Annotated in this window: 17 protein-coding genes; 3 read left to right on the plus strand and 14 right to left on the minus strand. The window is 63.0% G+C overall.

Going from position 1 to position 18,538, the window contains the following annotated elements:
* Positions 1 to 37: 37 nt before the first annotated feature.
* The 10 genes from CQ13_RS07695 to CQ13_RS42660 form a co-directional block, all read right to left on the minus strand.
* Positions 38 to 1,963, minus strand: coding sequence for a potassium transporter Kup (locus CQ13_RS07695; protein ID WP_057842395.1), 1,926 nt, complete (start codon positions 1,961 to 1,963; stop codon positions 38 to 40).
* Positions 1,964 to 2,120: 157 nt separating this feature from the next.
* Positions 2,121 to 4,022: a potassium transporter Kup gene (locus CQ13_RS07700; protein WP_057842396.1), complete on the minus strand. Its 1,902-nt coding sequence runs from the start codon at positions 4,020 to 4,022 to the stop codon at positions 2,121 to 2,123.
* A gap of 153 nt (positions 4,023 to 4,175) precedes the next feature.
* Entirely contained in the window at positions 4,176 to 5,003 is an 828-nt protein-coding gene (locus tag CQ13_RS07705; protein ID WP_057842397.1) for an OmpA/MotB family protein, read from the minus strand.
* Between the two features lie 33 nt (positions 5,004 to 5,036).
* A complete protein-coding gene (locus CQ13_RS07710; protein WP_057842398.1) occupies positions 5,037 to 5,810 on the minus strand; it encodes a motility protein A in 774 nt (257 codons plus the stop codon).
* Between the two features lie 219 nt (positions 5,811 to 6,029).
* Complete coding sequence (locus tag CQ13_RS07715; protein ID WP_057842399.1) at positions 6,030 to 6,992, minus strand: Bug family tripartite tricarboxylate transporter substrate binding protein; 963 nt, start codon at positions 6,990 to 6,992, stop codon at positions 6,030 to 6,032.
* A 39-nt stretch (positions 6,993 to 7,031) separates the two neighbouring features.
* Positions 7,032 to 7,751, minus strand: coding sequence for an RraA family protein (locus CQ13_RS07720; protein WP_057842400.1), 720 nt, complete (start codon positions 7,749 to 7,751; stop codon positions 7,032 to 7,034).
* A gap of 129 nt (positions 7,752 to 7,880) precedes the next feature.
* The gene (locus CQ13_RS07725; RefSeq protein ID WP_057842493.1) at positions 7,881 to 8,762 is read right to left on the minus strand and encodes a CDP-alcohol phosphatidyltransferase family protein; all 882 of its coding nucleotides are present in this window, start codon (positions 8,760 to 8,762) and stop codon (positions 7,881 to 7,883) included.
* Positions 8,763 to 8,819: 57 nt separating this feature from the next.
* The gene (locus CQ13_RS07730; RefSeq protein ID WP_057842401.1) at positions 8,820 to 9,518 is read right to left on the minus strand and encodes a phosphatidylserine decarboxylase; all 699 of its coding nucleotides are present in this window, start codon (positions 9,516 to 9,518) and stop codon (positions 8,820 to 8,822) included.
* 57 nt (positions 9,519 to 9,575) lie between these two features.
* Positions 9,576 to 11,573, minus strand: a complete 1,998-nt coding sequence (locus tag CQ13_RS07735) for an ABCB family ABC transporter ATP-binding protein/permease (protein WP_057842402.1) — start codon at positions 11,571 to 11,573, stop codon at positions 9,576 to 9,578.
* Positions 11,566 to 11,787, minus strand: coding sequence for a hypothetical protein (locus CQ13_RS42660; protein WP_156433565.1), 222 nt, complete (start codon positions 11,785 to 11,787; stop codon positions 11,566 to 11,568). The genes CQ13_RS07735 and CQ13_RS42660 overlap by 8 nt, the downstream gene beginning before the upstream one ends.
* On the opposite strand from CQ13_RS42660, the gene CQ13_RS07740 reads away from it, so the two are divergent.
* Positions 11,786 to 12,391 (plus strand): LOG family protein, encoded by a 606-nt coding sequence (locus tag CQ13_RS07740; RefSeq protein WP_057842494.1) that lies wholly within the window; start codon positions 11,786 to 11,788, stop codon positions 12,389 to 12,391. The genes CQ13_RS42660 and CQ13_RS07740 overlap by 2 nt on opposite strands.
* A 12-nt stretch (positions 12,392 to 12,403) precedes the next feature.
* On the opposite strand, the gene CQ13_RS07745 is transcribed toward CQ13_RS07740, so the two are convergent.
* From CQ13_RS07745 to cysS, 4 genes are all read right to left on the minus strand, one after another.
* Positions 12,404 to 12,781 carry a VOC family protein gene (locus CQ13_RS07745; RefSeq protein WP_057842403.1) on the minus strand — a complete coding sequence of 126 codons (378 nt, stop codon included), beginning with the start codon at positions 12,779 to 12,781 and terminating at the stop codon, positions 12,404 to 12,406.
* Between the two features lie 155 nt (positions 12,782 to 12,936).
* Entirely contained in the window at positions 12,937 to 14,535 is a 1,599-nt protein-coding gene (cimA, locus tag CQ13_RS07750) for a citramalate synthase (protein ID WP_057842495.1), read from the minus strand.
* Positions 14,532 to 15,044: a GNAT family N-acetyltransferase gene (locus CQ13_RS07755; RefSeq protein WP_057842404.1), complete on the minus strand. Its 513-nt coding sequence runs from the start codon at positions 15,042 to 15,044 to the stop codon at positions 14,532 to 14,534. The genes cimA and CQ13_RS07755 overlap by 4 nt, the downstream gene beginning before the upstream one ends.
* Before the next feature lie 117 nt (positions 15,045 to 15,161).
* A complete protein-coding gene (gene cysS, locus CQ13_RS07760) occupies positions 15,162 to 16,577 on the minus strand; it encodes a cysteine--tRNA ligase (protein ID WP_057842405.1) in 1,416 nt (471 codons plus the stop codon).
* A gap of 303 nt (positions 16,578 to 16,880) precedes the next feature.
* On the opposite strand from cysS, the gene CQ13_RS07765 reads away from it, so the two are divergent.
* Both CQ13_RS07765 and CQ13_RS07770 read left to right on the plus strand, forming a co-directional pair.
* Positions 16,881 to 17,189: a hypothetical protein gene (locus CQ13_RS07765; RefSeq protein ID WP_057842406.1), complete on the plus strand. Its 309-nt coding sequence runs from the start codon at positions 16,881 to 16,883 to the stop codon at positions 17,187 to 17,189.
* Positions 17,190 to 17,359: 170 nt separating this feature from the next.
* Positions 17,360 to 18,529: a DUF2865 domain-containing protein gene (locus CQ13_RS07770; RefSeq protein ID WP_057842407.1), complete on the plus strand. Its 1,170-nt coding sequence runs from the start codon at positions 17,360 to 17,362 to the stop codon at positions 18,527 to 18,529.
* Positions 18,530 to 18,538: the final 9 nt, after the last annotated feature.

The following is an 18,538-nucleotide window of genomic DNA, read 5'->3' on the forward strand; positions in this document are numbered from 1 at the left end:
CCGAGTTCGACTTTGCGATCGAGAGCTCGATGCCGTCCTAAATCGTGACCTGCGTTCCGACTTCGACCACACGTCCGGTCGGGATCTGGAAATAGTCGGTGGCGTCGTTGGCGGCGCGGCTGAGTCGGATGAAAAGCAAATCCTGCCAGCGCGGCATGCCGGAATGCGCGGCGGGCTTGAGCGCGCGGCGGGACAGGAAGAACGACGTCGACATGATGTCGAACTGCCAGCCGAGCTTGCGGGCGATCGCCAGCGTCTTCGGCACGTTGGGCGATTCCATGAAGCCGAACCGCAGCGTCACCTTCGAGAAGGTCTCGCTGAGCTGCTCCATCCTCACCCGCTCGGCATCGTCGATCCGCGGCGTCGGCGCGGTCTCGATGGTGAGGATGACGTTCTTCTCATGCAGCACCTTGTAGTGCTTCAGGCTGTGCATCAGCGCCGTCGGCGCGCATTCGGGGTCGGAAGTCAGGAACACGGCCGTGCCGGGGACCCGCTGTGGCGGACGCTTCTCCAGCATCGCTACCAGCTCGGCCAGCGGGAATTCCAGCTTGCGCGATTTTTCGAACAACAACCGGCTGCCGCGGCGCCACGTGTACATCAGGAGCATGACGATGCCGCCAAGCGCGAGCGGCACCCAGCCGCCCTCGAACACCTTCAACAGATTGGCGGCAAGGAAGGTGACGTCTAGAAACAGGAACGGGGCGATCAGGGTTGCGGCCGCGATCGGCGACCATTTCCAGACCCGCCAGATCACGACAAAGCCCATCATGGCCGTCACCACCATGGTGCCGGTCACGGAGATGCCGTAAGCCGAGGCCAACCCGCTCGACGAGCGGAACAGGACCACCAGCAAAATCACCGCGAGCAACAGCAGCAGGTTGATGCGGGGGATGTAGATCTGCCCGGAATGGGCTTCCGAGGTATGGCGGATCTCGAACCGCGGCAGCAGCCCGAGCTGGATCGCCTGGCGCGTCAGCGAGTAGGCGCCGGTGATGACGGCCTGGCTCGCGATCACGGTTGCCGCTGTCGCAAGCGCCACCATCGGGATCAGCGCCCAGTCCGGGAACATCAGGAAGAAGGGGTTTTCGATCGCCTTGGGGTCGGCGATCAGCAGCGCGCCCTGCCCCAGATAATTGATCGCCAGCGACGGCAGCACCATGAAAAGCCAGGCGGTCTGGATCGGCCGCTTGCCGAAATGGCCGAGATCGGCATAGAGCGCTTCCGCGCCGGTGACGGCAAGAAACACCGCCCCGAGGGTGATGAAACCGATCATGCCGTGATGGAACATGAAGGAAACGGCGTAGAGCGGATTGAGTGCGTGCAGCACTTCGGGATGCCGCATGATCTGCGGCACGGCTGCGACCGCGATGACAGCGAACCAGACGCACATCACCGGTCCGAAGAACGCGGCGACACGCGCGGTGCCGCGGGATTGCACGGCAAACAGCGCCACCAGAATGATGACCGTCAGCGGCACGACATAGTGTTCGAAGGTGACGGTGACGAGCTTGATGCCTTCGATGGCCGACAACACCGACAGCGCCGGCGTAAGAACCGCGTCGCCATAAAACAGCGCACCGGAGATGATGCCGAGCAGCACGATCGCCGCCCCGCCCTTGCCGACTGCGCGCTGCGCCAGCGCCATCAGTGCCAGCGTTCCGCCCTCGCCATTGTTGTCGGCACGCAAGAGGATGACGACATATTTCAGCGTCACCACCACGATCAGCGCCCACAGGATCAGCGAGAGCACGCCGAGCACGGCCTGCGGCGTGGCACCGGCCGCAGTCTCGCTGGCGGCGACCACCGCTTCGCGCAGCGCATACAAGGGGCTGGTGCCGATGTCGCCATAGACGACGCCGATGCTGCCGAGCATCAGCGCCTTGAAGGTGGCGGTGGAATGCGCTTCGCCATGACCATTGGCCGCGGGCGTTTCCGCCGCGGGGATCACAAACTGGACTGACATGAGATGGGGGGCCTCGGTTCCTTACCGCACTGCACAAGTGCAGAAGCGCAGCCCTATACTCCCGGGACGAATGGACAGGTTAGCCGGAATCCAGGCCTCCGGTATGCGCTTTCCGCATAGATGGCAGCAAAGGCTGCAGCCAATTTTCCATCTGAAATCAGATGGTTACTTGGGTACCCACTTCTACGACCCGCCCGGTCGGGATCTGGAAGTAGTCGGTGGCATCGTTCGCCGACCGGCTCATCGCGATGAACATATGATCCTGCCAGAGCGGCATGCCCGACTGCGCCGAGGGCTTGAGCGACCGCCGCGACACGAAGAACGAGGTCGCCATGATGTCGAACTGCCAGCCGAGCTTGCGCGCGATCACCAGCGCCTTGGGCACGTTCGGGGATTCCATGAAGCCGAACCGCAGGCGCACGGTAGAAAACTTCTCGCTGATGGCTTCCATCTTGACGCGCTCTGAAACGTCGACCCGCGGCGTTTGTGCGGTTTCAATGGTCAGGATCACGTTGTGCTCGTGCAGGACCTTGTTGTGCTTGAGGTTATGCATCAGCGCGGTCGGCACGAAGCTCGGATCAGAAGTCAGGAACACCGCCGTGCCCTTGACGATGTGCGGCGGGCGCTTTTCCAGGCTCTTGATCAGGTCCATCAAGGGCACCTCGATGCGCCGCGTCTTGGCGGTCAGGATCGCGGCGCCGCGGCGCCAGGTCCAGATCATCACTGCGACCGCAACGCCGAACAGCAGCGGCACCCAGGCGCCTTCCAACAGCTTCAAGAGGTTTGCGGCAAAGAAGCTCATGTCGACGACGACGAACGGCAGGATCACGGCCGCCGCCGTCGCCGCGCGCCAGTTCCACAGCTTCCAGATCACGACAAAGCCCATGATACCGTCGACCACCATGGTCGTGGAGACGGCGATGCCGTAGGCCGATGCAAGGCCGCTCGAAGTGCGGAACAACAGCACCAGCAGGACCACACCAATCAGCAGCATCCGGTTGACCCGCGGCAGGTAGATCTGGCCGGCATGGGCCTCGGAGGTGTAACGGACCTCGAAGCGCGGCAACAAACCGAGCTGCACCGCTTGGCGGATCAGCGAAAAGGCGCCTGTGATCACCGCCTGGCTCGCGATCACGGTCGCTGCAGTCGCGAGCACCACCAGCGGTATCAGCAGGATCTCCGGGACCATCCGGTAGAACGAGTTTTCGATCGCCGATGGATCGGACAATACCAGCGCGCCCTGTCCGAAATAATTGATCAGCAACGACGGCAACACGAAAAAGAGCCATGCGGTCTGGATCGGCTTGCGTCCGAAATGGCCGAGGTCCGCATAGAGCGCCTCGCCGCCCGTCACCGCCAGAAACACCAGGCCCATCGTCACCAGTCCGACGACGCCGTGGGAAAGCATGAACTGGATCGCATACCAGGGATTGATCGCCAGCAGCACCGTAGGATCGTCGCTGATGTGGACGAGGCCCATCACCGCCAGCGCCACGAACCAGATCACCGTGACCGGCCCAAAGAGCGAGGCGACGCGCGCGGTGCCGCTGCTCTGTACCGAGAATAGCACGACCAGAATGAAGATCGTCAGCGGCACCACATAATGTTCGAGGGCGGGCGTGACGAGCTTGAGGCCTTCGACCGCTGACAACACCGAGATCGCCGGCGTGATCATGGAATCGCCGATGAACATCGAGGCGCCGACCACACCGAGCGCCAGCAACACCCAGCTCCGCTGGCCCAATGCCCGCTGACCCAGCGCCATCAGGGACAGCGTACCGCCCTCGCCGTTGTTGTCGGCGCGCAACAGCAGCAGCACATATTTGGCGGTGACGACGATGAGCAGCGACCACAGGATCAGCGACAGCACGCCGAGGACAATGATGCGCGATACCGGCTGGCCTTCGGCCGCGTGGGTGGCGGCCTCGCGGAACGCATACAGCGGCGAAGTGCCGATATCGCCGAACACCACGCCGATACTGCCCAGCGTCAGGGCCCAAAAGCCGGAGGTGGCATGCCCATCATGGGCTGCTTCGGTAGATGTGACGCTGGCAGTCATGATGGAAGGGGAACGTTCTCGTCGTTGAATCGATCCGGCGGCTATCGGCGCTTCCGCGTTGCCTGTCAATCATCGCGCGACCATAGCACCACGCGCGATCCCGGGACTGGCGCAAAGCAGCCACAGCGCCGCGCTGGTATTATGGTAGTCGTATTATGGCTTCAGGTTAGGCGGAAGCGGTGGATTTTCGCGCATCAACGTGATGGTAACGCGACGGTTTGCCGGCAGCGTCGGATCGTCGGGAAACAGCGGCTGGCTGTCGGCCTTACCGCCGACCGCATAGATGTGGGATGCGGGCAGCCCTTCGCGTTCGAGGATCTGGCGGACGGCGTTGGCGCGGTCCGCCGACAGATCGAAGGCGCTATATTCGCCGCGTGACGGCAGGAAGCCGGCAGAAGTGTGGCCGACAATGTTGAGCCGCAGCGGTGTCGCCTTCAGCGGCACCGCCAGTTTCTGTATCAGCCGGCGGGTGCGGTCGTAGGGCACCTTGGAGCCATCAGCGAACATCGAGCGGCCATCCTGGTCGACGATTTCCAGATTGAGCCCCTCTTTGGTTTCCTCGAACATGATGTTCTTGGACATTTCGGTCAGTTCCGGCATGTCCTGCAGCGCCTGGCGCAACGAGGCCGCAGCGAGCGCGAACGCGCGATCGACTTTCAAGCGGGCGCCGTTTTCGCGCTGACGGTCCTTGTCGTCGGGCGTCGGGGTATTGGAGGCATCCTCGGGCGGAATATGCTCGACATTCTTCAGCTTCGGCCGCGTCGGCAGGCCGTCGGATTCGACGATTCCCGAATGCCGGGACTCGGTCTGCACGCCAAACGCCTCGCGCATCGAGCCGGCGACGATCTTGAGCTTCTGCTGGTCCTGGCTGGAGAACGCAACCAGCATCACGAAGAACGACAGCAACAACGCCATCAGATCGGCGAACGTCACGAACCAGCCGTGACCGCCATGCGCCTCTTCGCGTTTTTTCTTGGCCATGCTCTATGTCCGCGCCTTGATGCTAGCAGCCGATCAGGCCGGAACCAGTTCGCCTTCTTCGTGGCGATGCTTTTCGGGCAGATAGGCCAACAGCATTTCACGCACCAAGGCCGGGCTCTTGGAATCGCGGATCATCAGGATGCCGTCGATGATCAGCGTGCGGTTGGTTTCCTCGTCGATCAGCTTGCCATGCAGCTTGTCGGCGATCGGCAGACAGATCAGGTTCGCCACCAGCGCACCGTAAAGTGTTGCCAGCAAGGCCACCGCCATGAAGGGACCGAGCTTCGACGGGTCCGACATGTTCGAGAACATCTGCACCATGCCGAGCAGCGTGCCGATCATGCCGAACGCCGGCGCGCAGTCGCCGATGGCCCGATAGATCTTCGAACCCTCGTTCAGATGCATCAGAAAGTTGTCGCGATCGCGCTCCATGTTGTCGCGGATGAACTCGAGGTCGTAGCCGTCGGCGACGTAGCGGATGCCCTTGGCGAGAAACGGCTCGTCGGTCTCGACCTTCTCCAGTCCGACCGGGCCCTGCTTGCGTGCGATTTCCGCGATGCGCGCCAGTTCGTCGACCAGGTCGCGCGCCGAAAGACGGCTCATGGTGAAGGCGAATTTCGCGCCGAGCGGCATGCCGTGCAGGATCGCGCTGAGCGGAAAGCGAATCAGGGTTGCGGCGAACGAACCGCCGAAGATGATGATGACGGCGTGGATGTCGTAGAACATCCGGAAGTCACCGCCCATCAAGATCAGCGTCGACAGGACAACAATGCCGACGATCAGGCCAACGAGCGTGGTGATATCCATTCTGAACTCCAACGCGTACGCAAACTACCGGCCATCCTGACCGGTCGCGCGCTCCATTCGGAGCGGCGCAGAGGAACCCTACGACCGCGCAATTAAAGAGCCGTAAAGGTTAAACTCGAACAGGGATCGTAAAAACGCGGGGCGGCGGCCACACGATCGCAAGGAATCGCTAACCATAATGCGCCGGCACGCGGCTGGCATTCTCTCGCCGTCATTAGCTCACTGCGCCTGAATGCCGATGCCGGCTGACTTGATGATCGGCCACCATTTTTCGATCTCGGCCTTCTGGAAGGCGGCCAATCCTTCTGGCGTCTGCTGCGCGCGCGGCGCGACGTCGAGGCCGAGTTCGGTAAAACGCTTCTGGATCGCGGGATCGGCCAGCGCCTCTGTTGTCGCCGCATTGAGCTTGGCGATGATCTCTCTCGGTGTGCCCTTCGGCGCCCAGAAGCCGAACCAACCGGACATGTAGAGACCGGGCACGCCGCTCTCGTCCGCGGTCGGAATGTCCGGCATCGAGGCCGAGCGCGTCGGCGAAAGGTTGGCGAGCGCCTTGATCTTGCGGATTTGCGGCAGCGCCACCGCGCCCTGCACCACCAAGAGATCGACCGTGCCTGAGACGAGATCGGTCATGGCAGGCCCGGCGCCGCGATAGGGAATGAACTGCACCTTCTGCTTGGTCAGGTTCTCGAACAAAACGCCGGTGACGTTCGCCGCCGCATTCTGGTTGACGAAATTGATCTTGCCGGGGTTTTCCTTCATCCACGCCACGAGTTCGGCCAGCGTATTTGCCGGCAGGTCTTTCTTGGCGACCATGAGCTGCGGGTTGTTCGAGACGAGCGCGATCGGCTCAAAATCCTTTTCGAGATCGTAGTCGAGCTTGTAGATGATGCTGCCGACATGGGTATCCCACTGGCCGATGTCGAAGGTATAGCCGTCAGGCGCAGCGCGGGCGACGCGACCGACGCCAATACTACCGCCGGCGCCGCCGACATTCTCGATCACGACCGACTGCCCGAGCGTTGCCCGCATCCGCTCGCCCATGATCCGCGCGGCAGTATCGGTCGATCCGCCCGGCGGAAACGGCACGATCAGCGTGATCGGCCGCGAGGGATAGGTTTGTGCCTGCACGGCTGCGACACCGAGAAGGAACGATAGTGACAGTGCCGCCCAGAACCGTCTCATAGCGCTCCCCCTCGCCCGTTTGTCAGATCCGACTTTTCGTCAGTGAATCTCCGCCGAGCGCTTCAGTGCCTCTTTCAGTTTTTCCAGCGTGAAGTCCGGGCTGCGCGCGATCTCCAGGATCGGCGTCTCGCGCCGGCCGCAGAGTTCGGCGGCTTCCGGAATCTTTGCCGCGATGTCGATGGGGATCACGATGGCGCCGTGCTGGTCGGCGTGGATCAGATCGTCCGAATGCACCGTCATGCCGGCGACGCGCACCTCGCCACCCCAATGTTCGGCATGGACCCAGGCATGCGACGGTCCGATCGAACCGGCCAAGGCCTGGAAGCCCGGCGCCCATTGCGGGATGTCGCGGATCGAGCCGTCGGTGATGACGCCGAGGCAGCCGAGCGCCTTGTGCACGTTGCTCTGCACCTCGCCCCAGAACGCGCCATAGCCGGCATCGGCGCCGTCGATATCCTGGATCACGGTGATGCGCGGGCCGAAGCCGGTGCCGACATATTCGTAATAGGCGATGCGACGCTTCGCCTGCTCATCGGCGGGAAGCGTGGATTTGAGCACCGAGCGGATCGTCACCGTGCGGGCGTAGCCGACTATCGGCGGCAGGTCGGGGAACGGACAGACCAGCGGCTTGGTGGTGTAGCCGATCAGGCGACGCTCCGGCGCCACGATCTCCATCGCATTGCAGATCGTCGGGGTATCGTAGCGCGCCAGCGCCTCGAGGACGGAAGCAGACAGCGGGGCGGTAACGGCTTTGTTCACGGCGTTCTCTCCTGATTTTTTCGGCCCGGCTCTTTGAGGCCGTAGGTCGCTAAGCCCTATAGCCGAGATTGGGGGAGAACCCAATCGGCAGCGGCTCATGGCAGCCATATCGGAGAGTAGCGAGGACGCTCAGTTCAGCCGCGCCGGCCGTTCGTCCTCGGTCTCGCTGGGAGTCGGCGAGAATGTCCCCGGAGATGACGGCGTGGTTTCAGCCGTCGGAGCCGGCTGTGCAGCAAGGGCGGCGTTGCGCTCGTGGTCGCGATAGGATTTCCAGCCCCAGGGCAGGCTTACGAGGTAGAGCACCGAGCCGATCGACAGGATGTGCCAGGGATAGCCGATCAGCAGCGCGACGAAGAACACCACGGAGACGAAGACGGGCAGCACCATTTCCGGCGGCACGCGCATCTTCACCGTCTTGCCGGAGAATACCGGCAGCCGCGACACCATCAGGAAAGCGATCAGCAACGTATAGGCCGCGGTCAGCATTGCCGGCGGCTTGGGGACGCCGAGAAACGCCAGATAGAACGGCAGCATCGCAAGGATCGCGCCGGCCGGCGCCGGCACGCCGGTGAAATAGTTCGCCGCAAAAGCAGGCTTGTTCGGATCGTCGATGCTGGCGTTGAAGCGCGCAAGCCGCAGGCCGCCCGCGATCGCAAACACCATCGCCGCGATCCAGCCGCCATTGTTCAACTCCTGGAGCTGCCAGAAATACAGCATCAGGCCGGGCGCGACGCCGAAATTGACGAAATCCGCCAGGCTGTCGAGCTCGGCGCCGAATTTCGACTGGCCCTTGATCATGCGCGCCACGCGCCCGTCGACCCCGTCAAGCACCGCCGCGAATACGATCGCCGCGACCGCGAGCTCCATCCGCCCTTCGATCGCCAGGCGGATCGCCGTAAGCCCGGCGCAGATCGCGAGCAAGGTGATGACGTTGGGCACCAGCATCCGCACCGGGATCGGACGAAACCGGCGGCGGCGCAATTCAGGGTATTTGGGGTCCGGGATCAGCATGCCAATCATTATATAGCAAGCGCTGGCCCGGTTTGCCATTGGCAGCCGCCTGGCCAGTTAATCGGCGCGAAAGGTCCGGCCCTGCTCGGTCGAGCCGAAATCGGCCAAAATCGTCTCGCCGGCAATTGCCGTCTGGCCTTCCGAAACCAGCGATCTCGTACCTTCGGGCAGATAGACGTCCAGACGCGAGCCGAAACGGATCAGGCCGAACCGCTCGCCGGCGCCGATCGACTGGCCTTCGCGCACGAATGAGACAATCCGCCGCGCCACCAATCCGGCGATCTGGACCACGCCGATCCGGCCGTTCGTGGTCGAGATCACCAGCGAGTTGCGCTCATTGTCTTCGCTGGCCTTGTCGAGTTCGGCATTGATGAAGGTGCCGGGCCGGTAGGCGATACGGTCGATGCGGCCGGTCACCGGGCTGCGGTTCACGTGGCAGTTGAACACGCTCATGAAGATCGAAATGCGCGGCAGGGGCCGGTCGCCGAGGCCGAGTTCGGCCGGCGGCAGCACCTGAGCAACCATCGAGACGCGACCATCGGCCGGCGACACCACGATGCCGTCGCGCACCGGCGTCACGCGGACGGGATCGCGGAAGAACAGCGCACACCAGACGGTCACGATGGTGCCGATCCAACCCAGCGGCGTCCAGAGCCAGAACAGGATCAGGCTGGCCAGCGCAAAGCCGCCGATGAACGGATAGCCCTCCGGGTGGATCGGTGGGATCTGCGCGCGGATGGAATTCGCAATCGACATTAGGGCTCGCTGTTATCTGGCCGACTTCGCTGCCTTGGAAGTAGCGCCGTATTTGGATTATTCCGCGGCAGTTGCCAAGGGATCTTTGGCCAGGGGATCTCTGGCAGGCCCTTTGGACGGCTCGTTGAGCGGATCATCGACCGGCGGCGGGGCGCGGTTCGGCGCTTCGTTGCCGTCGTCGATCTGCGCGAGCTTCTCCCGCGCCGCCTCGGCTTCGCGCTGCCTATTCCACATGCTGGCATAAAGCCCGCCGGCAGCCAAAAGCCTGACATGGGTGCCGCGCTCGGCGATGCGTCCTTGATCCAGCACGATAATTTCATCGGCGCCAATGATCGTCGAGAGCCGGTGGGCAATCACCAGCGAGGTGCGGCCGCGTGAGACGCGCTCCAGCGCTTCCTGGATTTCATGCTCGGTGTGGCTGTCGAGCGCGGAAGTGGCCTCATCGAGGACAAGGATCGGCGGCGCCTTCAAGACCGTGCGCGCGATCGCCACGCGCTGCTTCTCGCCGCCCGACAGTTTCAGGCCGCGTTCGCCGACCTGGGTTTCGTAGCCCTTGGGCGAGTTGCGAATGAAGCTGTCGATCTGCGCCAGTTGCGCCGCCTCTTCCACCTCGGCATCGCCGGCGTCCCAGCGGCCGTAGCGGATGTTGTAGCGGATGGTGTCGTTGAACAGCACGGTATCCTGCGGCACCATGCCGATGGAGGCGCGCAGACTAGCCTGCGTGACGTTTCTGATATCCTGGCCGTCGATCAGGATTTTGCCGTTGGAGACGTCGTAGAGGCGGAACAGCAGCCGCGAAATCGTCGACTTGCCGGCGCCGGAGGGGCCGACGATCGCGACCGTCTTGCCGGCGGGCACCTCGAAGCTCAAGCCTTTGAGAATCGGCCGCTCCGGATCATAGGCAAAGCGCACGTCCTCGAAGCGCACATTGCCGGCGCTGACCACGAGCGGCGCGGCGCCCTCGACATCCTTGATCTCCGGATTGCGCGACAGCACGTTGAACATCTTCTCGATGTCGATGATTGCCTGCTTGATCTCGCGATAGACCATGCCCATGAAGTTCAGCGGCTGGTAGAGCTGGATCATCATGGCGTTGACCATGACGAAATCGCCGACCGTGTTGGTGCCGTTGCGCACGCCAAGCGCGCACATCAGCATGGTCGCGGTGAGGCCCATGGTAAAGATGACCGCCTGCCCGGTGTTGAGCACCGCGAGCGAGGTATAGGTCTTGATGCTGTTATGCTCGTAGCGCTCCATAGAACGGTCGTAGCGTTCGGCCTCGCGCGTCTCGGCGCTGAAATATTTCACCGTCTCGTAATTGAGCAACGAGTCGATCGCCTTGGTGTTCGCTTCGGTATCAGAGTCGTTCATCTTGCGGCGGATTTCGATCCGCCATTCGGTCGCGATGTAGGTGTAGTACATGTAGATCACGACCGTAACAGCGGTGACCAGCACATAGCGCCAGTCGAACTGCCACAGCAGCACCGCCATCAGAAGCGAGACCTCGACGATGGTCGGGATGAGCTGCAGGATCACCATCCGCACGATCACCTCGATGCCGGTGCGGCCGCGCTCCAGGACGCGCGTCAGGCCGCCCGTCTTGCGCTCCAGATGAAAGCGCAGCGACAATTCGTGCATGTGAACGAAGGTGATGTAGGCGAGTTTGCGCACCGCATGCATGGCGACACGGGCGAAGATGCCGTCGCGAAACTGCGTCAGCACCGCCATCAGCACGCGCACCGCGCCGTAGCTTGCGGTCATCAGCAGTGGCGAGGCGATCAGCCACAGCATCCAGTTCGAGGCCTCGACCGGTGCCGTGCCCATGCCGTTGAGCGCATCGATCGCCCATTTGAAGGTGAACGGCACCGTCAACGTCGCGAGCTTCGCGAGCAAGAGCAGCACCATCGACCAGACCACGCGCATTTTCAGGTCGGCGCGGTCGCCGGGCCAGATATACGGCCACAGATGAACCAGCGTCCCGATCAGGGTCGCCTTTTCGGGCGCGTTGTCGGCCGGCAGTTGGGCGATATCGGTGTGCGAATCAGGATCAACCATTGCTGTCGCGCCCAACGCAAGATGGCGCACCGGCCGCCGTCAGATGGTTTCTGATGATCTGCATATGTGCGTCATATAAAGCGTTTAACTCTCCCGTACAGCCTTGAAAGATAAATCTTTCCCCCGTTTGGTTTGATTTCGGGCCTATTTCTGCTGCATCAGCGAAATCAATCAGACTTGAGGTTTCCTGGGTGCAGTGCCACATGGTTTCCATGGATCAAATCAAAACTGTCTGTGTCTATTGCGGCTCCGGCGCCGGCTCCAGCCCCGGCTTTGTCGAAGCCGCCCACGCTTTGGGAAAGAGTTTTGCCGAGAACAATATCCGGCTCGTCTATGGCGGCGGCTCCGTTGGCCTGATGGGCGCGATCGCCCAATCCACCCTGGATCACGGCGGCCTCGTCACCGGCATCATCCCGGATTTTCTGAAGTCCCGCGAGCTCGCGCTGTCGCGCGTGCAGGAGATGATCGTCACGCCTGACATGCACGAGCGCAAACGGCTGATGTTCGAACGCTCGGACGCTTTCGTGGCGCTTCCCGGTGGCATCGGCACGCTGGAGGAACTGGTCGAGCAGATGACCTGGCAGCAACTCGGCCGCCATTCCAAGCCGGTGCTGCTCGCCAACATCGACGGCTTCTGGGAGCCTCTGATCGCGCTGCTGGCGCATATGCGCGCCACCGAATTCATTCGCCCGGCGCTTGACGTCGATATCCTCAAGGCCGAACGGGTCGAGGACATCGTGCCGCGCCTGCGCGCCGCCGCGGCGCGGGCGCCCGAAGGCGCCAAGCAGATGGCGCCGGAGGTGGCGCGGAGGCTTTAGGCCACCACGGCTTCACTCGCTCGGAAACGTCACGGCCTCGATGCGGTTGCCATCGGGATCGATGACGAATGCTGCGTAATACTTCACGCGATCGTGGGGGCGAATGCCCGGTGCGCCGTCGGAGCGGCCGCCGGCGTTGAGCGCAGCGGCGTGAAACGCATCGACATCGGCAGTTGATTTCGCCCGAAGGCAAATATGGGTACCGCTCTCGGGCGCGACTGGCGCCATACCGGCGCGCAGGTTGATCCAGAATTCGGGATAGGTTTTGCCAAAGCCGATGGTTGCTGGACGGGTGACGAGGCGTGAGAGGCCGAGGGTTGCGAGGGTTGCTTCATAGAAGCGTGCTGAACGTTCGAGTTCGCTGACGCCGACGGAGATGTGATCGATCATAAAATGGCCCCTGCTCTCTCCGCGTCATTCCGGGATGGTCCGAAGGACCAGACCTCAGGTGCGCAATTGCGCACAGGGGAATCTCGAGATTCTCAGGTGCGCAATTGCGCACCATAGTTCGATGCTTCGCATCGCCCCGGAATGACCGTATCACCTCACACCGGTGCGCCTGATTTCACAAGCTTGTAGATCACCGAGTCCATCAGCGCCTGGAATGAAGCGTCGATGATATTAGGCGAGACGCCGATGGTGGTCCAGCTCTCGCCGTTCTCATCCTCACTCTCGATCAGGACCCGCGTCACCGCTTCCGTGCCGCCATTGAGGATACGCACGCGGTAATCGATCAGCTTCAGGCCTTCGATGTATGTCTGGTACTTGCCGAGGTCCTTGCGCAGCGCGACGTCGAGCGCATTGACGGGGCCGTTGCCTTCGGCCGCCGAGATCAGCCGCTCGCCGGCAACATCGACCTTCACGACGGCGAGCGCCACCGTGATGCGCTGGCCGTTGGCGTTGTAGCGCTGCTCGACATTGACGTCGAACTGCTCGACCTTGAAATATTCCGGCACCCGGCCGAGCGTGCGCCGCGCCAAGAGATCGAACGAGGCATTGGCAGATTCATAGGCGAAGCCTGCCGCTTCCCGCTCCTTCAGCTCCTCGACCAGCCGCGCCAGCTTCGGATCACTCTTCTCATAGGTGATACCGGCGCGATCGAGTTCGGCCATCACGTTGGAGCGGCCGGCCTGATCGGAGACCAGCACCTTGCGATGGTTGCCCACCAGTTCGGGCAGCACGTGCTCGTAACTGTGCGGATCCTTCATCATCGCAGAGGCATGAATGCCGGCCTTGGTCACGAAGGCGCTTTCGCCGACATAGGCCGCGTGGCGGTTCGGGGCGCGGTTGAGCATGTCATCCAACGTGCGCGACACCTTCATCAGCGTCGCCATCTTCTCGTTCGTGACGCCGATTTCCAACGCGTCGGAGAACTCGTCCTTCAGCCGCAGTGTCGGGATCAGCGAACAGAGGTTGGCATTGCCGCAGCGTTCGCCGAGCCCGTTCAGCGTGCCCTGGATCTGCCGCGCGCCCGCACGCACCGCGGCCAGTGAATTGGCGACCGCCTGCTCGGTGTCGTTATGGGCGTGGATACCGACATGGCTGCCCGGGATCTGCTTGGTGACAGCGCCCACGATGGTCTCGATCTCGTGCGGCATGGTGCCGCCATTGGTGTCGCACAGTACGACCCAGCGCGCGCCGGACTCATAGGCGGCCTTGGCGCAGGCGAGCGCGAAATCGGCATTCTCCTTGTAACCGTCGAAGAAGTGCTCACAGTCGACCATCACCTCACGCCCGGCAGCCTTCGCAGCAACGACGCTGTCGCGGATCGAGGCGAGGTTTTCCTCGTTGGTGGTCTCGAGCGCCACCCGCACCTGATAAGCGCTGGACTTTGCGACAAAACAGATCGCATCGGCCTTGGCCTCGATCAGCGCGGCCAGCCCCGGATCGTTCGAGGCGGAACGGCCGGGACGGCGCGTCATGCCGAACGCGGTGAATTTCGCGTATTCGAGCTGCGGCTTTACGGCGAAGAATTCCGTGTCGGTCGGATTGGCGCCGGGATAGCCGCCTTCAACGTAGTCGATGCCGAGTTCATCCAGCATCTGCGCGATGATCTGCTTGTCATGCAGCGTGAAATCGACGCCGTTGGTCTGCGCACCGTCGCGCAGCGTGGTGTCGAACAGATAAAGGCGTTCGCGGCTCATGTCGGCGCTCCCGGCGCGGCGCTTGTCGCCAGCGTCTTCTGCATCGTGGTGTTGGCGAGCCATTCGCCGTTGAGCGAAACCGTGTTGCGCTGCTTGGCGGTATAGCCGCGCTTTGTGAACAACGGCTCGGCTGTATCGCTGGCATCGACCGTCAGGGTTTTCGCGCCGCGCGCGCCCGCCAGTTTCTCCAGCGCATCGACCAGCATCGACGCAACGCCCTGCCCGGCTACGCTCGGATGCACGTAGAGCATATCGATATGGTCAGCGCCCTTCAGCGAGGCGAAGCCGACCGGCGCGTTCTGGATAGTCGCGATCAGCGTCAACTGCCCGGCAAGCTTCTTGCCGAACGCGGCTTCGTCGTCGGCCGCCTGCGCCCAGGCTCCCTGCTGCGCCTCGCTATAGTCGTCGCCGGTCAGCCCCTCGATGGCGGCAACGAAGATCGCCGCCAGCATCGGAACATCCGCCGGCAGAAACGGCCGCAAGCCGGGTTTCGGCAATGCCTGTCCCATCGCGTCAAAGCACTCCGAACAGTCGCAGGGCCAGTATGACCGCAGCAACGATCAGCGCCCACTTGATGAAGACGTAATAGCGCCAGTGTTTTGGAAACGGCGTATCGGGCTTGTCCATCACGCGATCTCCCAGGTCGTTACAGGTTTTCCGTCCTTGTCCTTGCTGTCCTTGATGGCAACGCCCATCGCGGCGAGCTCATCGCGGATACGGTCGGATTCCTTGAAATCCTTACGCGCGCGCGCCGCCGCGCGATCTGCAATCAGGCGATCGACGTGCTCTGCATCTATACCGCTCGCCTGCTGCTTCCGCCCCTTCCACTCCGCAGCACTCATCGAGAGGAAGCCGAGCAGGCGGAGCGAGGCCGCAAACTCGCCGCGTTCACGCGCGCCGCCGGACGCCGCCGCGTTGCGCAGGCTGTGCAGGACAGCCATCGCCAGCGCCGTGTTGAGGTCGTCATGGAGCGCCTCGATCATAGCCGGCGACGGCTCGCTGGCGACGGCGTCGGCTGCGATCGCATACCAATCATCGAGCGTCTTCGCGCTCTCTTCCGCACCCTTCAGGGTCCAGTCGAGAGGCGAGCGATAATACGTCTTGAGCATGCTCAAACGCAGCACTTCGCCCGACCAATCGGCCAGCAGTTCCCGGATCGTGAAGAAGTTGCCGAGCGACTTCGACATCTTCTCGCTCTCGAGCTGCAGGAAGCCGTTGTGCATCCAGACATTCGCCATGCGATCGGAATGAAAGGCGCAGCAGGTCTGCGCGAGCTCGTTCTCATGGTGCGGAAACACCAGATCGATGCCGCCGCCATGAATGTCGAACTTCTCGCCGAGATGCTTCCAGGCCATCGCCGAGCATTCGATGTGCCAGCCGGGGCGGCCTTGCACCTTGATCCCGGCGGGTGACGGCCATGATGGCTCGCCCGGCTTCGACGGCTTCCACAGCACGAAGTCGGTATTATCGCGCTTATAGGGAGCAACATCGACGCGGGCGCCGGCGATCATCTCGTCGAGCGAGCGTTTCGACAACGCGCCATAGCGCGGCATCACGGAATTGGCTTCGTTCATCGCCTGCGGCGAGAACAGCACGTGATCTTCGGCGACATAGGCAAAGCCGCCGGCGACCAGCTTCTCGATGATCGCCCGCATCTCCGGGATGTGCTCGGTCGCGCGCGGCTGCACCGTCGGGGCCAAGCAGCCGAGTGCGGTGACATCGTCCTGGTATTGCTGATAGGTTTCTTCGGTGACCTTGCGGATCGCCTCGTTCAGCGGCACGCCGGGATAGTCGCGCGCGGCGCGGACATTGATCTTGTCGTCGACGTCGGTGATGTTGCGGACATAGGTCACGTGATCGGCGCCGTAGCGGTGGCGCAGCACGCGAAACAGCACGTCGAATACGATCGCCGCGCGACCGTTACCGATATGGGCGAAGTCGTAGACCGTCGGTCCGCAGGCATACATGCGGACGTTATCGGCATCCAGCGGCACGAACGGCCGCTTCTCCTTGGTCAACGTATCGTACAGACGCAGTTCCATGGCGTACCCATCCCTTGCGGCCGGGCGTCCAGTGATCTCATTTTTGAGAAAAGACGGCCTCAGCCAGCGAATCGCTAGCTAATAATCTCGCGGCAAATGGCGCAGATGGCGAGGAGACCGTTCATGGTTCCAACCATTGCGGTATCGCAAGCACGCCGTCAAGGCCTTGCTTGTGCCCGATTTGGGGGCGATCAGGCCGCCGAACCCCCGCCATTCGCAGCCGCCCTCGGCCTCATGGTTAATCATTATTAACACTTTGGGCCTATTTCTGAGGGCGGTCTCTTCCCGCCGCCGGTGCCATCCATGCGACTTTCCTCCGCACTCATTGCCTGTGCCTTCCTGCTCGCCGCCTCGGCCGCTGCCGCCGACAGCCGCGTCTTCATCGTGGCCAACCAGGCCGATGGTTACGGCGTCGACGAGTGCCTCGCCAGGGGCGACAAATGTGGCGCCCACGCCGCCCGCTCCTATTGTCAGTCACGGGAATTTGCGCAGGCGACCGCCTATCGTCGCGTCGAGCCCGACGAAATCACCAGCGCGGTTCCGATCGGCGGCGGCGACCGCTGCTCAGGCCCGGCGTGCAGCGAATACGTCGCCATTACCTGCCAGCGCTAAAGAGACCTGATCCTGCGATTTCAAGGGCCGGTTTGCCACACCCGCGCCCCGGAAACGACGTGACGCTGCCCCGAGAAGCAGCTATTGGATGCGGCCTTGGCCGCAGAACGCCGCCTTGGCCGCGTCATCAGGCTTTTTGAGCCGCGCGGATCAGCTCTCAATGGCCGGATATGCTGGAAATTCGCAACGCTTCCCTCTCCCTTCGAATTTTGACCTGCGCCATCCTGCTCGGCATCGCCGCCTCGGGCGCACCCGCTTTGGCGCAGACGAACGAAGACGCCATGGCGCAGATGAACCAGGACGCCCCGCCGCAACAGGGCGCGCAGGCCAATCCGATCTGCATCCGGCTCGAAGGACAATTGGCGACGATCGACCGCGGCGCGGGCACCGGCGACCCCGCCAAAGATGAACAGATCCGCCGGTATCAGGAAGCCGAGTCCAAGCAGCAGGCCGAGTTCGACCGGGTCACGCTGCAAGCCAAGCGCATGGGCTGCGACAGCTCGGGCTTCTTCTCGCTGTTCAACGGTCGTTCCGCCCAGTGCGGCCCGGTGAACAACCAGATTCAGCAGATGCGCGCCAATCTCGACCAGATCACCACCAGCCTGGAACGGCTGCGCAGCGGCGGCATCGGCGGCGCTGACCGCGAAAACCAGCGCCGCTCGGTGCTGGTGGCGCTCGCGCAGAACAATTGCGGCCCGCAATATGCCGCTGCCGCGCGCGGCCCTGGCAACTTCATCGACAGCCTGTTCGGCAACAACAATACGCTGCCGCCGCCGAGCGCCGATCTCGGCGCGCCATCCGGCACCTACCGCACCGTCTGCGTCCGCACCTGCGACGGCGCCTATTTCCCGGTCTCGTTTGCCACCGTGCAGGCCCGCTTCCAGGACGATGAGAGGACCTGCAAGGCGCTGTGCCCGGCGGCGGAGGCGAATCTGTTCGCCTATCGCAATCCCGGCGAAGACATCAACCAGGCGGTCTCGATCAACGGCCAGCCCTATTCATCGCTGCCCAACGCGTTCAAATTCCGCACCGAGTTCAACGCATCCTGCTCCTGCAAGCCTGCGGGCCAGACCTGGTCCGAAGCGTTGAAGTCCGTCGACGACCGAGCAGCGGTCGAACAGCAGGGCGACATTATTGTCACCGAGGAAAGTGCGAGACGGATGCAGCAGCGCGGGCAGTCGAAAGGCGCGCCGCCGCCCAAGAAGGGCGCCGCGCCCGCAGGCACCACCGCCGCCGCGCCTGCCCCGGCGACGGCTCCGGCTGATACGACGGCCGCGACCGACGACAAGGACAAGCCGATCCGCACCGTCGGCCCGACCTTCATCCCGCCCAAGCAGTAGGCGCCAAAC

The organism is Bradyrhizobium retamae, assembly GCF_001440415.1.
Lineage (GTDB): Bacteria > Pseudomonadota > Alphaproteobacteria > Rhizobiales > Xanthobacteraceae > Bradyrhizobium > Bradyrhizobium retamae.

Bases quoted from the DNA above. Each gene is read 5' to 3' on its own strand.
- CQ13_RS07695 (WP_057842395.1), bottom strand. From the start codon at position 1,963: ATGTCAGTCCAGTTTGTGATCCCCGCGGCGGAAACGCCCGCGGCCAAT.
- CQ13_RS07700 (WP_057842396.1), bottom strand. From the start codon at position 4,022: ATGACTGCCAGCGTCACATCTACCGAAGCAGCCCATGATGGGCATGCC.
- CQ13_RS07705 (WP_057842397.1), bottom strand. From the start codon at position 5,003: ATGGCCAAGAAAAAACGCGAAGAGGCGCATGGCGGTCACGGCTGGTTC.
- CQ13_RS07710 (WP_057842398.1), bottom strand. From the start codon at position 5,810: ATGGATATCACCACGCTCGTTGGCCTGATCGTCGGCATTGTTGTCCTG.
- CQ13_RS07715 (WP_057842399.1), bottom strand. From the start codon at position 6,992: ATGAGACGGTTCTGGGCGGCACTGTCACTATCGTTCCTTCTCGGTGTC.
- CQ13_RS07725 (WP_057842493.1), bottom strand. From the start codon at position 8,762: ATGCTGATCCCGGACCCCAAATACCCTGAATTGCGCCGCCGCCGGTTT.
- CQ13_RS07730 (WP_057842401.1), bottom strand. From the start codon at position 9,518: ATGTCGATTGCGAATTCCATCCGCGCGCAGATCCCACCGATCCACCCG.
- CQ13_RS07735 (WP_057842402.1), bottom strand. From the start codon at position 11,573: ATGGTTGATCCTGATTCGCACACCGATATCGCCCAACTGCCGGCCGAC.
- CQ13_RS07740 (WP_057842494.1), top strand. From the start codon at position 11,786: ATGGATCAAATCAAAACTGTCTGTGTCTATTGCGGCTCCGGCGCCGGC.
- CQ13_RS42660 (WP_156433565.1), bottom strand. From the start codon at position 11,787: ATGGAAACCATGTGGCACTGCACCCAGGAAACCTCAAGTCTGATTGAT.
- CQ13_RS07745 (WP_057842403.1), bottom strand. From the start codon at position 12,781: ATGATCGATCACATCTCCGTCGGCGTCAGCGAACTCGAACGTTCAGCA.
- cimA (WP_057842495.1), bottom strand. From the start codon at position 14,535: ATGAGCCGCGAACGCCTTTATCTGTTCGACACCACGCTGCGCGACGGT.
- CQ13_RS07755 (WP_057842404.1), bottom strand. From the start codon at position 15,044: ATGGGACAGGCATTGCCGAAACCCGGCTTGCGGCCGTTTCTGCCGGCG.
- cysS (WP_057842405.1), bottom strand. From the start codon at position 16,577: ATGGAACTGCGTCTGTACGATACGTTGACCAAGGAGAAGCGGCCGTTC.
- CQ13_RS07765 (WP_057842406.1), top strand. From the start codon at position 16,881: ATGCGACTTTCCTCCGCACTCATTGCCTGTGCCTTCCTGCTCGCCGCC.
- CQ13_RS07770 (WP_057842407.1), top strand. From the start codon at position 17,360: ATGCTGGAAATTCGCAACGCTTCCCTCTCCCTTCGAATTTTGACCTGC.